General features: G+C 75.5%; 13 protein-coding genes. All 13 read right to left on the reverse strand.

What is annotated here, in order from left to right; translation table 11 throughout:
• Window positions 1-31 precede the first annotated feature (31 nt).
• The 13 genes from ASG36_RS22950 to ASG36_RS01160 all read right to left on the reverse strand — a co-directional run bounded on the left by ASG36_RS22950 (window position 32) and on the right by ASG36_RS01160 (window position 14831).
• Window positions 32-760 carry a cell division protein SepF gene (locus tag ASG36_RS22950; protein WP_055758312.1) on the reverse strand — a complete coding sequence of 243 codons (729 nt, stop codon included), beginning with the start codon at window positions 758-760 and terminating at the stop codon, window positions 32-34.
• A 98-nt stretch (window positions 761-858) separates the two neighbouring features.
• On the reverse strand, window positions 859-1560 hold the full coding sequence (locus ASG36_RS01105; protein ID WP_055758315.1) for a YggS family pyridoxal phosphate-dependent enzyme: 702 nt from the start codon (window positions 1558-1560) through the stop codon (window positions 859-861).
• Between the two features lie 11 nt (window positions 1561-1571).
• A complete protein-coding gene (gene pgeF / locus ASG36_RS01110) occupies window positions 1572-2318 on the reverse strand; it encodes a peptidoglycan editing factor PgeF (RefSeq protein ID WP_055758318.1) in 747 nt (248 codons plus the stop codon).
• Between the two features lie 11 nt (window positions 2319-2329).
• Window positions 2330-3601: a cell division protein FtsZ gene (gene ftsZ, locus ASG36_RS01115; RefSeq protein WP_055758321.1), complete on the reverse strand. Its 1272-nt coding sequence runs from the start codon at window positions 3599-3601 to the stop codon at window positions 2330-2332.
• A 290-nt stretch (window positions 3602-3891) separates the two neighbouring features.
• On the reverse strand, window positions 3892-4485 hold the full coding sequence (locus ASG36_RS01120; RefSeq protein ID WP_055758323.1) for a peroxidase-related enzyme: 594 nt from the start codon (window positions 4483-4485) through the stop codon (window positions 3892-3894).
• A gap of 33 nt (window positions 4486-4518) precedes the next feature.
• Window positions 4519-5310, reverse strand: a complete 792-nt coding sequence (locus ASG36_RS01125; RefSeq protein WP_055758326.1) for a cell division protein FtsQ/DivIB — start codon at window positions 5308-5310, stop codon at window positions 4519-4521.
• A complete protein-coding gene (murC, locus tag ASG36_RS01130; RefSeq protein WP_055758329.1) occupies window positions 5307-6746 on the reverse strand; it encodes a UDP-N-acetylmuramate--L-alanine ligase in 1440 nt (479 codons plus the stop codon). Before murC ends, ASG36_RS01125 begins: the two co-directional genes overlap by 4 nt.
• Window positions 6743-7789: a glycosyltransferase gene (locus ASG36_RS01135; protein WP_369794073.1), complete on the reverse strand. Its 1047-nt coding sequence runs from the start codon at window positions 7787-7789 to the stop codon at window positions 6743-6745. Before ASG36_RS01135 ends, murC begins: the two co-directional genes overlap by 4 nt.
• Window positions 7790-7898: 109 nt before the next feature.
• A complete protein-coding gene (ftsW, locus tag ASG36_RS01140) occupies window positions 7899-9452 on the reverse strand; it encodes a putative lipid II flippase FtsW (protein ID WP_082522698.1) in 1554 nt (517 codons plus the stop codon).
• 11 nt (window positions 9453-9463) lie between these two features.
• Window positions 9464-10885 (reverse strand): UDP-N-acetylmuramoyl-L-alanine--D-glutamate ligase, encoded by a 1422-nt coding sequence (gene murD / locus ASG36_RS01145; protein ID WP_055758332.1) that lies wholly within the window; start codon window positions 10883-10885, stop codon window positions 9464-9466.
• Window positions 10886-11968, reverse strand: a complete 1083-nt coding sequence (gene mraY, locus ASG36_RS01150; protein WP_055758335.1) for a phospho-N-acetylmuramoyl-pentapeptide-transferase — start codon at window positions 11966-11968, stop codon at window positions 10886-10888.
• Window positions 11965-13332 (reverse strand): UDP-N-acetylmuramoyl-tripeptide--D-alanyl-D-alanine ligase, encoded by a 1368-nt coding sequence (gene murF, locus ASG36_RS01155; RefSeq protein ID WP_055758338.1) that lies wholly within the window; start codon window positions 13330-13332, stop codon window positions 11965-11967. Before murF ends, mraY begins: the two co-directional genes overlap by 4 nt.
• A complete protein-coding gene (locus ASG36_RS01160; RefSeq protein WP_082522699.1) occupies window positions 13329-14831 on the reverse strand; it encodes a UDP-N-acetylmuramoyl-L-alanyl-D-glutamate--2,6-diaminopimelate ligase in 1503 nt (500 codons plus the stop codon). The genes murF and ASG36_RS01160 overlap by 4 nt, the downstream gene beginning before the upstream one ends.
• Between the last annotated feature and the right edge of the window lie 68 nt (window positions 14832-14899).

The following is a 14899-nucleotide window of genomic DNA, read 5'->3' on the forward strand; positions in this document are numbered from 1 at the left end:
CGTGACCGGTGGTCACCAGCCCCACGGGGGGTCAGGACTGGTTGAAGAAGCCGCCCTCACGGATGCGGGCCTTGTCCTCAGCCGTCACGTCGGTGCCCTGCGGACTGATCAGGAACACCTTGGCCGTGACTCGCTCGATACTACCGTGCAGCCCGAACGACAGACCCGCGGCGAAGTCGACCAGGCGCTTGGCGTCCGCGTCGTCCATGTCGCTGAGGTTCATGATGACCGGCTGGCCGTCGCGGAAGCGCTCACCGATGGTGCGGGCCTCGTTGTACGTGCGGGGGTGCAGGGTGGTGATCTTGTAGGCCTTCACCGGCGGGGCGGTGACGACCGGGGGCAGCGGCGCGGCCACCGGCTCGCGCACGGCGAGCCCGGCGGCCAGCGGGCCGGAGGCGGCCGTGGCGGCCGTGGCACCCGCGGGGCGGCCCAGGCCGACCGACGGGGACGGCGCGGGGGCCAGGTCCAGCCGGCGGGGTGACCCGCTGCGGCGGGGCAGCACCGGCTCGGGGGCCAGCTCCTGGACCGGGACCTCCTCGGAGACGAACTCCTGCGAGGGGTAGTCGGTGTCGGCGTAGCCGTCCACCGGCTCGTCCCGGTAGCCGTACCGGTCGCGGCGGTCGGCGCGACCACCGGCGTGGCGGTCGTCCCGGTCGTCGTACTCGGACTGTCGCGCGTCGTACCGCCCGTAGGCGGCGCGGGCGTCGTCGTCCTCGACGAGCCCGAGGTAGATCCCCATCTTGCGCATGGCTCCGGCCATCGGAGGGCCCCCTCTCGTGTGTGTCGTGTGCGGTGTGTCGTGGCAGTGCGTCGTGTGCGGTGCGCAGTGCGTCTCGCGAGTCCCACGGGACCCACGTGTCACGCTGGTCCTGCTCCGGAGGCTAGGGGCCGCCGTCCGAACAGCGCGGTACCGACACGCACCAGCGTGGCGCCCACGGCGACCGCCTCCTCGAGGTCCGCGCTCATCCCGGCGGACAGCTCGGCGGCCTCCGGGTGGTCCCCGCGGACCCGCTCCCACAGGACGCCGAGCTGGGCGAACGCCGGTCCGGGCGGTGCCTCGCGGGGGGCGACGGCCATCAGGCCGCGCAGCCGCAACGACGCCGATCCCGCGACCAGGTCGGCCAGCCCGGGGACGTCGCCGGGGTCGGCTCCCCCGCGGGCCGCCGTCCGGCCCTCGGGCCCGCCGAGGTCGACCTGGACGAAGACGTCGGTGACCACCTCGGCCCGCTCGGAGACCCCGGCCAGCCGCTCGACGAGCGAGGCCCGGTCCACCGACTGCACGACGGCACCCAGGCCGACCACCGCGGTGGCCTTGTTGCGCTGCAGCTGGCCGACCAGGTGCCAGCGGAGGTCGAGGTCGGCGAGCTCGGCGGCCTTGCCGGTCAGCTCCTGCACCTTGTTCTCCGCGAAGTCCCGCTGCCCCAGCGCTGCCAGCGCCGCGACGTCGGCGGCCGGCCAGGTCTTGCTGACCGCCAGCAGCGCGACGTCGGCGGGGTCCCGACCGGCGGCCCGGGCGGCGTCGTCGACCCGGGTGCGCACGGCGGTCAGCGCCTCGGTCATCCGGTCGGGGCTCAGCGGGGCTCCAGCCAGACGACGCCGGCCTGGCGCCCGGTGACGCCGTCCCGGCGGTGGCTGAACAGCACCCGGTCCTCCACCGTGCAGCGGGGGTCCTGCACCACCTGGCCGACCCCCGCGCGGTGCAGCGTCTGGGTCAGTCCGGCCCGCAGGTCCAGGGCGGGGGTGCCCCGGCGGGAGCGGACGGCGGCGTCGGGGGCCACCCGCGCCACCTCGTCGGCCATCGCCCGTGGCACCTCGTAGTCCAGTCCGCAGACGGCGGGACCCAGCAGGGCCTGCACGTCCCCGGGCCGGGAGCCCAGGTCGGCCATCGCGCGCAGTGCGGCGGGGACGACGCCCTGGCGGACGCCCTCCCGGCCGGCGTGCACCGCGGCGACCACCCCGGCGACCGGGTCGGCCAGCAGCACGGGCACGCAGTCGGCGACCAGCACGCAGAGCACCAGGCCGGGGGTGGCCGTGACCAGGGCGTCGGCCTCGGGCGGCGGCCCGGTCTGTCGGCCGGTGACCACCTCGACGGCCGTGCCGTGCACCTGGGACATCCAGACCAGGTCGGCGGTCTCGACCCCCAGCTCGCGGGCCAGCCGCTCCCGGTTGGCCGTGACGGCGGCCGGGTCGTCGCCGACGTGCCCGCCCAGGTTGAAGTGGTGGTACGGGGACGACGAACGGCCGCCCCGCCGGTCGGTCACCACCCGTCGGGGACGGAGGGACCGGGTCGGCGGGGCGGCCGGATCGGTCGTGCTCATGCGCTCGTCGCTCAGGTCGAGCGGAGGAACTCGGGGATGTCGAGCTCCTCCTCGAAGTCCTCCGACGCCAGCGGGCGACGCTGACCGGAGACCGGGCCCGGGATGGGCGGCAGCGGCGGGACCGTGATGCCACCGCCCTGGGCCGGCTGACCGTGCCGGGGGGTGGAGGTCTGCCCGCCGGAGGTGTGGGAGGCCTGCTGGCGGGGCTGGGCGACCAGCCGCTCGCCGGTCTGCGTGGGTGCGGGGGTCTGCGGGCGCTGCGGGGTGACCGGCAGGGACTGGGTGGCCGGCGCCTGGGCGGCGGGCTGGGCGTCCTTGCGGTTGGTCCCGCTGGGCTTGCCGCCGTCGAACCCGGCGGCGATGACGGTCACCCGCACCTCGTCACCCAGGGCGTCGTCGATGACGGCACCGAAGATGATGTTGGCGTCGGCGTGCGCGGCGTCGGAGACCAGCGAGGCGGCCTCGTTGATCTCGAACAGGCCCAGGTCCGAGCCACCGGAGATCGACAGCAGCACGCCGTGGGCGCCCTCCATCGAGGCCTCCAGCAGCGGCGAGGCGATGGCCTGCTCGGCGGCCAGCAGCGCGCGGTTGTCCCCGCGGGCGCTGCCGATGCCCATGAGGGCCGAGCCCGCACCGGACATGACCGACTTGACGTCGGCGAAGTCCAGGTTGATCAGGCCGGGGGTGGTGATCAGGTCGGTGATGCCCTGGACACCGGACAGCAGCACCTGGTCCGCGGTGCGGAAGGCGTCCATCACGGACACGTTCCGGTCGCCCAGCTGCAGCAGCCGGTCGTTGGGGATGACGATCAGCGTGTCGCACTCGTTGCGCAGCTCGTCGATGCCGGACTCGGCCTGCACGGCCCGCCGCTTGCCCTCGAAGGAGAACGGGCGGGTGACCACGCCGATGGTGAGCGCGCCGAGCTTGCGGGCGATGGACGCCACGACGGGCGCGCCACCGGTGCCGGTGCCACCACCCTCGCCGGCGGTCACGAAGACCATGTCGGCGCCCTTGAGCACCTCTTCGATCTCCTCGCGGTGGTCCTCGGCGGCCTGGCGGCCGACGTCGGGCTGCGCACCGGCGCCCAGGCCGCGGGTGAGCTCACGGCCGACGTCGAGCTTGACGTCGGCGTCGCTCATCAGCAGCGCCTGGGCATCGGTGTTGATCGCGATGAACTCGACGCCCTTGAGGCCGACCTCGATCATGCGGTTGACCGCGTTCACCCCGCCGCCGCCGATGCCGACGACCTTGATGACCGCGAGGTAGTTGTGCGGAGGTGTCATGGTGCTGGACCCTCATCCTCAGATTGAGCATTATGGTTATGTCAACTCGTCGTTGGTGACGAAGCTAGGTGCGCCGGGTGCCGCACGCCAGCACGCTCCGGTGGCCCGGCGTGTCGGCGACGAGGTGCCTCAGCGGGCGCCCTCGACCCGTCCGTCACTCGCGCCTCACGGCTGGTGACGACCCGCCCCGTGAGCGTCTCATCCCCGGGTCGAGCCCGGACGGGCGGCTCGGCCCCGTCTCGTTCGAGACCCGGCCCGGCCCGGGCGTGTCGCGGACCCCGGCACGAGGCTCAGCGCGGGAGCCGGCCCATCAGGTAGAACTCCTCGTTCGGCGGGATCGCGGCGACGTGCGCCAGCCGGTTGGACAGGGCGAAGAAGCCCACGATCATGCCCAGGTCCCACACGTCGTCCTGGGTCAGGCCGTGGCCCCGCAGGGAGGCCAGGTCCGCCGCGGTGACCTCCGCGGGGCGCAGGGCCAGGGTGACGGCGACCTCGAGCACCGCCTTCATCCGGGCGTCCACCGGGGCCTTGCGCCAGTCGACCGCGACCTGGTCGGCCAGGTGCGGGTCGCGGGAGCGCACCCGGGCGATCGCGCCGTGCGCGACCACGCAGTAGAGGCAGTCGTTGGCCGCGCTGGTGGCCACCACGACGACCTCCCGGTCGGCCTTGGACAGCCCGGGGGTCTCCTTGTCCATCAGCGCGTCGTGCATGGCGAAGAACGCCCGCGCCTCGTCGGGGCGCCAGGCCAGCGCGGCGAACACGTTGGGGAGGAACCCGGACTTCTCCTCGACCGTGTCGAACCTCTCCCGCAGGTCCTCGGGCAGGTCGGCGCGCTCGGGCACCGGGAAGCGGCTGATCGGCTGGGGACCCGTCGGTGAGCTCATGGGGACACCCTGCCGTGCCTCACCGGCGGAGGGTCACCTCAGGACCACGGCCTCCGGGGAGCTGACGTCGATCTGGGCGGCCGGGTCGACGGTGCCGGCGGCCAGCTGGTCGAGCACCGCGGCGAGCACCTCGGCCTTGCGGTCGGCCTGCTCGGCGCTCCCCCACAGCACGGTGGTGCCGTCGACCAGGGTGAGGGTGACGTCGTCCCCGCCGGTGGCCGTCACCGACGTGACCTGGCTGCGGACGGCGTCGGGCAGGGACACCACCGCGGCCAGCGCCGCGCGGGTGGCGGCGTCGTCCGGGCCGGGGTCGGTGACCTGCAGCGGGACGACGCCGGCCGGCGCATCACCGGTGATCGTGTCGAACACGGTGCCGGTGGCGTCGACCAGCGAGCGCGTGCCCGCGGACTCCACGACCGCGACCGGCGTGCGCTCCACGAGGGTGACGACCACCCGGTCGGGCCAGCCCCGGGTGACCTCGGCGGAGGCGACCTGCGGCAGCGCGGACACCCGCGCGGCGGCGGCGGCGGTGTCGACCCGCACCAGCGGGGTGCCCTCGGCCACCCCGGCCACCTGGCGCACCTCCTCGACGCTGAGGGTCCGGGTGCCGTCGACCTGGACGGCACGCACGGCCAGCAGGGGGCTGGCCAGCACCACCCAGGCCGCCACGGCGACCAGCAGGACCACCGACCCGAGCACGACCAGCCGCTTGCGCCGCCGGTCCAGCTTGGGCCGGATGCGGGTGACGGTCGAGCCGCCCGCGGGGGTCGCACCGCGCCGGGCGCCGCGGGTGCGGTCCCGGGTGGTGCTCCCCTGGCGGCTCACCGCTGGTCGTCCCCGGGCCGGTCGGTCAGGGCGGTGAGGATCTCCGGGCCGACCATGACGACGTCCCCGGCGCCCATCGTGAGCACCAGGTCACCGGGCCGCGCCCGGCCGGCGACCGCGGCGGCGGCCGCGGACCACGACGGCTCGAAGTGCACCCGGTCGGCCGGGAGAGGCACCCGCTCGGCGACCAGCGCGCCGGTCACCCCGGGCACCGGGTCCTCGCGGGCGCCGTAGACCTCCATCACCACGACCTCGTCGGCCAGCCCGAGGGCGGTGCCGAAGCCGTCGGCGAACTCGGCGGTGCGGCTGTAGAGGTGCGGCTGGAAGAGCACCACCAGGCGACCGTCGCCGACCACGGCGCGCGCGGCCCTCAGCTGGGCGGTGACCTCGGTGGGGTGGTGGGCGTAGTCGTCGTAGACCCGCACGCCGGCGGCGGTCCCCTTGAGCTCGAACCGGCGGTGCACGCCGCCGAAGCGGGCCAGGCCGGCCATCAGGTCGGCCGCCGGGAAGCCCAGCTCCAGGCCGGTCAGCAGCGCCGCGGCGCTGTTGAGGGCCATGTGCTCCCCGGGCAGCCGGATGGAGACCCGGCCGATCTCGGTGCCGTCGAGCACCGCGGTCCAGCTGGTGCCCTCGGGGCCGACGACGAGGTCGCGGACCTGCAGGTCGGCGTCCGCGCCCCGCCCGTAGGTGCGCACCCGGGCCGCGGTGGTCGGTACGTCGGCCAGCCGCGCGGCGCCCGGGTCGTCCCGGCAGAGCACCAGGAGCCCGGCGGGGTGGATCGTGCCCAGGAAGGTGTCGAACGCGGCCTCGACGGCGGCCAGGTCGCCGTAGTTGTCGAGGTGGTCGGCCTCGACGTTGGTGACGATGCCGGCGAAGGGGGCCAGCAGCAGGAACGAGCGGTCGCTCTCGTCGGCCTCGGCGACGAACACGTCGCCGCTGCCGGCGTGGGCGTTGGAGCCGGACTCGTTGAGGTCGCCGCCGATGGCGAAGGAGGGGTCGGCACCGCAGGCCTGGACCGCGACGGTGAGCATCGAGGTGGTCGAGGTCTTGCCGTGCGTGCCGGCGACGGCGACGCTGCGCCGCCCGGCCATCACCGCGGCCAGCGCGACCGCGCGCGGCAGCACCCGCAGGCCCCGCTCGCGGGCGGCGACCAGCTCCGGGTTGTCCGGGCGGATGGCGGTGGAGACGACGACGGTGCCGGCGTCGCCGAGGTGGGCCGCGTCGTGCCCGACCTCGATCCGGGCACCGAGGGCACCCAGCGCCAGCAGGGTGGGGGTGTCGCGCCGGTCGCTGCCGGAGACGGCGACCCCGCGGGCCAGCAGGATGCGGGCGATGCCGCTCATCCCGGCCCCGCCGATGCCGATGAAGTGCACCGCGCCCAGGGACTCCAGGGTCGGGATCGGGTCGCGCCAGGCGGCGACGTCCGCAGCACTCACCGGGCCACCTCCAGGGTCAGGTCGGCGAGCTTCTCGTCGGCGTCGGGCACCCCGGCCGCGGCGGCGTGCCGGGACAGCTCGGCCAGCCGGGCGGGGTCGGTGAGCAGCGGCAGCAAGGTGCCGGTGATCCAGGCCGGGGAGAGGTCGGCGTCGTCGACCAGCAGCCCTCCCCCGGCCTCGACGACGGGCAGGGCGTTGCGGCGCTGCTCGCCGTTGCCGATCGGCAGCGGCACGAACGCCCCGGGCAGCCCGACGGCGGACAGCTCGGCCACGCTCACCGCGCCCGAGCGGCACAGGGCGAGGTCGGCCGCGGCGTAGGCCAGGTCCATCCGCTCCAGGTAGTCCACGACCACGTAGGGCGCCGAACCGGCCGGGCGGGCGGGCACGGACACCTCGGTGTTCTTCGGGCCCCGGGCGTGCAGCACCTGGACCCCGGCGGCGGTGAGCGCGTCGGCCGCGCCGGTGGCCGCGGTGTTCAGCGAGCGGGCGCCCTGGGAGCCGCCGAAGACCAGCAGGGTGGGCCCGCCGGCGTCCAGCCCGAAGTGCGCGCGGGCCTCGGCGCGCAGCGCCGCCCGGTCCAGGCCGGTGATGGCCGGGCGCAGCGGCATGCCCACGTGCACGGCGCCGCGCAGCGGGGTGCCGGGGGTGGTGACGGCGACCCGGGCGGCGATCCGGGCACCGACCCGGTTGGCCAGGCCGGGCAGCGGGTTCTGCTCGTGCACCACGACGGGCACCTTCTCCAGCCGGGCCGCCAGGTAGGCCGGCAGCGCGACGTAGCCGCCGAACCCGACGACGACGTCGGCGTCCAGCTCGCGCAGCAGCGCCCGGGTGTCGGCGACCGACCGGCGGACCCGGCCCGGCACGCGCAGCAGGTCCAGGGTGGGCTTGCGGGGCAGCGGGACCGGCGGGATGAGCCGCAGCTCGTGCCCGCGGGCCGGGACCAGTCGGGTCTCCATGCCGCGTGCGGTGCCCAGGCAGGTCACCCGGGGGGCGCCGCCGGGGGTGCCGGTGCGCCGGACGAGGGCGTCGGCCAGGGCGAGCATCGGCTCGATGTGGCCGCCGGTGCCGCCGCCGGCGAGGACGACGCTGACGGGGCGGGAGCGGGTGGGGGGTGGCGCAGTCACGGGTGCAGTCTCACAGGGGTCGAGGGGCTCACCGGGGACGTGCGGGCCGGTCCGTCCGGGGACGGGGGGCACCCTGGTCTCGGGACGGGGTGTGGGACGGGGTGCGGGCCGGCGCGCTGCGCCCGGTCGGGCGGTCCCGGCCAGTCTGCCGGGCGGGGGGTGCGACCGGTGCCGCGGGCGCCGGTGCCCGCCCGTCGCGGACCCGGGCCACGGTGCGCCCGGCCGGCCGACGCTGCGCGTCGGCGGTGGGACGACGGCGTCCCACGGTGGGCAGCGGGTCGACGGCGTTCGGGGGCACCGGCAGCAGCCAGCGACCCAGCCGGCCGAGCCGCCCGACGGGCACGGCCTGGCGGTGGGCCCGCAGGTGCGCGATGGCCTCGGGCTCGGAGCGGGCGAACCGGGCCAGCAGACCCACGATGAACAGCGTGATGACCATCGACGTGCCACCGGCGGAGACCAGCGGCAGCTGCACGCCGGTGACCGGGAGCAGCCCGACGACGTAGCCCATGTTCATCGTGGCCTGGCCGATCAGCCAGACGGTGATAGCGATGCTGGCCAGCTGGATGAACCGGTCGGCCGAGCGGCGGGCGATGCGGAAGCCGGCGTAGGCCAGCACGCCGTAGAGGGTGATCACGACCAGGCAGCCGAGGAAGCCGAGCTCCTCGCCGATGATCGCGAAGATGTAGTCGCTCTCGGCGTGCGGCAGCAGGTTCCACTTCATCCGGCTGTTGCCCAGCCCCACGCCCCAGAAGCCGCCGGTGGCCAGCGCGTAGAGGCCGCGGACGGCCTGGAACCCGTCGCCGAGCGGGTCGGCGAAGGGGTCCAGGAACGACGTGACCCGGGCCAGCCGGTAGGGCGCCAGGGCGACCATCAGCGCCACGATGCCGGCGGCGATGCCCACCCCGCAGGCGATCAGCCGCCCGGAGATGCCACCGGCCCAGAGCAGGCCGGCGAGCACCAGGCCCAGGCTGACCACCGCGCCCATGTCGGGCTCGAGGATGAGCAGCCCGCTGAGCATCGCGAACACCGGCAGCACCGGGACCAGCAGGGACGACGTGGTCAGCCAACGCTCGCGGACGGCGATGACGTGGGCGCCCCACAGCGCGAAGACCAGCTTGGTGAACTCCGAGGGCTGGAAGTCCGTCACGCCCAGGTTGATCCACTGCCGGGCGCCGTTGAGCTCCTTGCCGATGCCGGGCACCAGCACGGCCATCAGCAGCACGAAGGACAGCAGCAGCGCGATGCCCGACCAGCGGCGCAGGTGCCCGACCGGCAGCCGCAGCGCCACGAACATGCCGATCAGCCCGGCTAAGGCGACCGCGACCTGCTTGAGACCCGGCGCCCAGGGCGACCCGTCGTTGAGCGCAGACTCCATGCTGGAGGCCGAGAAGACCATCACCAGGCCGATGGACAGCAGCAGCCCGGCCGAGCCGAGCACCAGCTGGGAGCTGGTCATCGGCCCCTCGAGCCAGGCCGGCGCCCGGAACAGCGGTCCGCGGACCGCCGCCTCACCCCGCTTGCGTGCGGCGGCGGACCCCGTGGCGGAGCGGGTGGTCGGGCGGGTGGTGGTCGTGCTGGCCATGCGGGCCCCCGTCAGCGCAGGGCGCGGACCGCGTCGGCGAAGGCGCGGCCCCGGTGCCCGTAGTCGGTGAACACGTCCATCGACGCGGCGGCGGGGGCGAGCAGAACGGTGTCGCCGGGACGGGCGAGCTGCACGGCTGCCCGCACCACCCGCTCCATCACGACCTCAGCCGTCTCTCCAGTCACACTCGTCACGGCTGCATCATCACCGCTGGGGACGACGATCCGTGGGACCGCGGGGGCGTGTCGGGCCAACGACCGGGCCAGCAGCTCCCGGTCGCGGCCCAGGAGCACCACCCCGGCCAGCCGGGCGGCCACCGCGGCCACCAGCGGGTCGACGTCGGCGCCCTTGAGCAGCCCGCCGGCGATCCAGACCACCCGGGGGTAGGCGGCCAGCGAGGCACCGGCGGCGTGCGGGTTGGTGGCCTTGCTGTCGTCGACGAAGTCCACCCCGTCCACCGTGCCGACCAGCACGTTGCGGTGCGCACCGCCGCGGAAGCCGGCCAGCCCCCGGCCGATGTCGGCCGCGGACACCCCGGCCACCCGGGCCAGCGCCGCGGCGACGAGGGCGTTGACCGCGTTGTGCGGTCCGCTCACCTGCAGCGCGGACTGCTCGACCAGCACCTCCCCGGCCGGGGAGGCCGCGAAGGCACGGTCGACCAGCGCACCGGAGCGGACGCCGAGCTGACCGGGCTGGGGTTCCTCGAGGGTGACGGTCACCGGGTGCCGGTGCTCGCGGACCAGGGAGGCGGCGACCGGGTCGCCGGCGTCGGCGACGGCCACCGGGGTGAGCGCCAGGACGCGTGCCTTGGCGTCCCGGTAGGCCTCCGGGCTGCCGTGCCAGTCGACGTGGTCGTCAGCCACGTTCAGCACGGCCGCGGCGGCCGGGGCCAGCGACGACGACCAGTGCAGCTGGAAGCTCGACAGCTCGACCGCGACCGCGTCGAAGGTCGGCGTGCCGTCGGGCTCGACCGCGGTGACCACCTCGACCAGCGGGCGGCCCACGTTGCCGGCGGCGACCGCGCGGAGCCCGCCGGCCAGCAGCACCGACTCCAGCATGGTCACCGTCGTCGTCTTGCCGTTGGTGCCGGTGACGGCGTACCAGGGTGCCGGCTCCCCCGAGGGCAGCGGGAGCCGCAGCCGCCAGGCCAGCTCGGGCTCGCCGACCACCTCGATCCCGGACCGGGCCGCGGACAGCAGCAGCGGGGAGTCCGGGCGCCAGCCCGGGGAGGTGACCACGAGGTCGACGTCGTCGGGCACCTCGGTGACCGCGCCGAGCCAGACCGCACCCGCGGCCTCCAGCTCGGCCCGGGCGGCGGGTGCGCCGCCGTCGGCGAGCAGCACGGTGTCGCCGCGGGCCAGCAGCACCCGGGCGGCCGCGGCCCCGGACACCCCCAGGCCGCAGACGAGGACCCGACCGAGGGGGGCGTCCACCTACAGCCCCGTGAGGTCGAGCCAGTCGGCGTAGAACAGCCCGATGCCCAGGGCCACCGACATGGCGGTGACCAGCCAGAACCGGACGATCACGGTGTTCTCGGCCCACCCGGCCAGTTCGAAGTGGTGGTGCAGGGGCGCCATCCGGAAGACCCGGCGCCGGGTGGCCTTGAAGAACGCGACCTGGATGACCACCGAGAGCGTGATGGCCACGAAGAGCCCGCCGATGACGACCAGCAGCAGCTCGGTGCGGGTGACGATCGCGATGCCGGCCATCAGCCCACCGAGGGCCAGCGAGCCGGTGTCGCCCATGAAGATCCGGGCCGGGGAGGTGTTCCACCACAGGAAGCCCAGGCAGGCGCCCATCGCGGCCGCGGCCACCAGGGTCACGTCCAGCGGGTCGCGCACGGTGTAGCAGCCGGCGACCACCCCGGCGGAGCAGTCGTGCCCGAACTGCCAGAACGACATGACCACGTAGGCGCCGAACACCATCGCCGAGCAGCCCGCGGCCAGCCCGTCCAGGCCGTCGGTGAGGTTCACCGCGTTGGAGAAGCCGGCGATGAAGAGGTAGGCCAGCACCATGAACAGCACCGCGGGCATGGCCAGCGGGGCGATCTCCCGGACGAAGGAGACCGTGGTGGAGGCGACCGCCTGACCCCCGGGCCCGTCGCCCTCGATCAGCGCCAGGCCGGCGAAGACCAGGCCGACGACGAGCTGGCCGACCAGCTTGGCGGTCTTGTTCAGCCCCAGGCTGCGCCGGTGCGCGATCTTCAGGTAGTCGTCGAGGAAGCCGACCGTGCCCAGCCCGACCAGCAGGAAGAGCAGCAGCAGGCCGGTGGTGGTGACCCCGCGACCCTCCTGGCCGAGCAGGAACAGGTGGGAGATGAAGTAGCCGGCGACCGTGGCGAACACGATCACCGTCCCGCCCATGGTGGGCGTGCCCTTCTTGGACAGGTGGCTCTCCGGGCCGTCGTCCCGGATCTCCTGGCCGAAGCCCCGGCTGCGGAAGGCCTTGATGGCCACCGGGGTCAGCAGGATGGAGATGACCAGGCCGAAGCCGGCCGCGACGAGGACGGACTTCACGAGGGGGCTCCGTCGGTGAGGAGATCGGCGGCCAGCTGCTCGAGGCCGTAGGAGCGGGAGGCCTTCACCAGGACGACGTCGCCCGGGCGGAGCACCCCCGCGAGCAGCTGGCGGGCGGCGGCCCGGTCCGGCACGTGCACCGACTCCTCTCGCAGGGCGCGTGCCCCGGCAGTGATCCCCGCGGCGTCTGGGCCGACCGCGACGAGCAGGTCGACCACGGCGGCGGCGTCCGCGCCGAGCCGGGCGTGGGCGGCGTCGGCACCCGGGCCGAGTTCGCCCATGGCACCCAGCACGGCGACCCGGCGGGTGCCGGTCATCCCGGTCAGGGCGGCCAGGGCGGCCCGCATCGACTCGGGGTTGGCGTTGTAGGCGTCGTTGACCACCGTCACGCCGTCGGGGCGCTCGGTGACCTCCATCCGCCAGCGGCTCTGCGCGGTGGCCCCGGACAGCCCGGTCGCGACCTGGGCGGGGGTGAGCCCGGCGGCGAGCGCGGCGCCGGCGGCCGACAGCGCGTTGGCGACCTGGTGGGCGCCGACGACCTGGAGCCGGACCGGGTGGGTCTCCCCCGCGGCGTGCAGGGTGAACGAGGCGCGCGCGGCGCCGTCGAGCTCGACGTCGGTGGCCCGGACGTCGGCGTCGTCCGCGGTGCCGGTGAGCAGCACCCGGGCGGTGGCCCGGTCGGCCATGGCGCGCACCCGCGGGTCGTCGGCGTTGAGCACCGCGACCGACGCGGCGGCCTCGGCCAGCTCGCCCTTGGCGGTGGCGATCACGTCGGCGCTGCCGAACTCGCCCAGGTGCGCCGAGCCCACGTTGAGCACCACGCCGACGTCCGGGCGGGCGACGGCGCAGAGCCGGGCGACGTGCCCGACGCCGCGGGCGCCCATCTCCAGGACGAGGAAACGGGTGTCGGCGTCGGCGGCCAGCACGGTCAGCGGCAGGCCGATGTCGTTGTTGAACGAGCCGGGTGGGCTGACCGTGGCGCCGACGGTGCCCAGCACCTGGCCGAGGAGGTCCTTGGTGGAGGTCTTGCCCGACGAGCCGGTGATGCCGACCGTGGTCAGGCCGGTGAGCCGCTCGTGCACCGCGTGGGCGAGCCGCCCCAGGGCGACCACCGGGTCGGCGACCACGACCACCGGGGTGCCGGCGTCGTCGGGCCGGGTGGACAGCGCACCGACCGCGCCGGCGGATGCGGCGGCGGCGAGGAAGTCGTGGCCGTCGACCCGCTCGCCGGGCAAGGCGACGTACAGGTCGCCGGGGCCGGCGGTGCGGGAGTCCACGGTCACCGACCCGGTGACGGTCGCGTCGGTGCCGGTGAGCTCGCCGCCCACGGCGGTGGCCACCTCGGTGAGGCTGAACGGGATCACGCTCGCGCCTCCAGTGCTCGTCGCAGTTCGACCCGGTCGTCGAAGGGGCTGATCACACCGGCGACGTCCTGGCCGGTCTCGTGGCCCTTGCCGGCGACCAGCAGGGTGTCACCCGGACCTGCGGCCGCGACCGCCGCCTCGATCGCGGCACGCCGGTCGCCGACCTCCAGCACCTCGGCGCCGGCGTCAGCGGGGACGCCGGCCAGCATCTCGGCGCGGATCGCGGCCGGGTCCTCCGAGCGCGGGTTGTCGTCGGTCACCACCAGGAGGTCGCTGCCCGCGGCGGCCGCCGCGCCCATCCCGGCCCGCTTGCCGGGGTCGCGGTCCCCGCCGCAGCCGAGCACGGTGAGCACCCGGCCGGTCGTGGTGGCCCGCAGCGCCGTGAGCGCGGTGGCGACCGCGTCGGGGGTGTGCGCGTAGTCCACGACGGCGACGAAGGGCTGCCCGGCGTCCACCGGCTCCATCCGGCCCGGAACGACGGTCGCGGCGATGCCGGTCAGCGCGTCGTCCACCGCGACCCCGACGGCGTCCAGCAGGGCGACGGCGAGCACCGCGTTGGCCACGTTGAACGCCCCGGGCAGCCGCAGCCGGGCCGGCCAGGAGCGCTCGCCGGGGCCGTGCAGGGTGAAGGCCGAGCCGCCGTCGGGCGTCGTCGTCACCTCGGTGGCGCGCCAGTCGGCGGCCGCACCCCGGCCGGAGACCGTGGTGGTGCGCTCCCCCACCAGCCGGCGGCCGTGCTCGTCGTCGACGTCGACCACCTCGCGGGCGGCGCGGCCGTCGAAGAGCCGGGCCTTGGCCTGGAAGTAGCTCTCCACGTCGCCGTGGAAGTCCAGGTGGTCGCGGGAGAGGTTGGTGAACCCGGCCGCGGCGAACGCGACGCCGCCGACCCGGCCCAGCACCAGGGCGTGGCTGGAGACCTCCATGACCACCGCGCGCACCCCGTCGCGGCGCATGCCGGCGAGCAGGGCGTGCAGGTCGGGGGCCTCGGGGGTGGTGCGCACGCTGGGCAGTTCGGTGACCACGGGGGCGCCGTCCGGGCCGGTGCCGCGGGTGCGGGTCTGCACGGTGCCGATCAGGCCGCTGCTCCAGCCGGCCGCGGCCAGCCCGGCCTCGACCAGGTAGGCCGTCGTCGTCTTGCCGTTGGTGCCGGTGATGCCCAGCACCGTCAGCGCCTCGCTCGGCCGCCCGTGCACCCGGGAGGCGACGTCACCGAGCACCGCCCGCGGGTCGGGGACGACGCAGACCGGGACGCCGGTCGCCGTGCAGGCCTGCTCGCCGGCGGGGTCGGTCAGCAGCGCGACGGCTCCGCGCTCCACGGCCTCGGCGGCGAAGGAGGCACCGTGCACCCGGGCCCCGGGCAGGGCGGCGTACAGGTCACCGGGACCGACCCGGCCCGAGGCCAGGGTCACCCCGGTCAGCGTGGTGCCGGGATCGCCCTGGACGGGCCGGCCGAGGAGGTCGGCCAGCTGCGACAGGGGGGTGCCCACAGCAGTGCTCACGGGACTCCAATCTACCGGCGTGCCGACCTCCACCCGACCAGCGACCCGGGGTGGCCGGGTCGCCGGTG

The organism is Geodermatophilus sp. Leaf369, from assembly GCF_001424455.1.
GTDB lineage: Bacteria > Actinomycetota > Actinomycetes > Mycobacteriales > Geodermatophilaceae > Klenkia.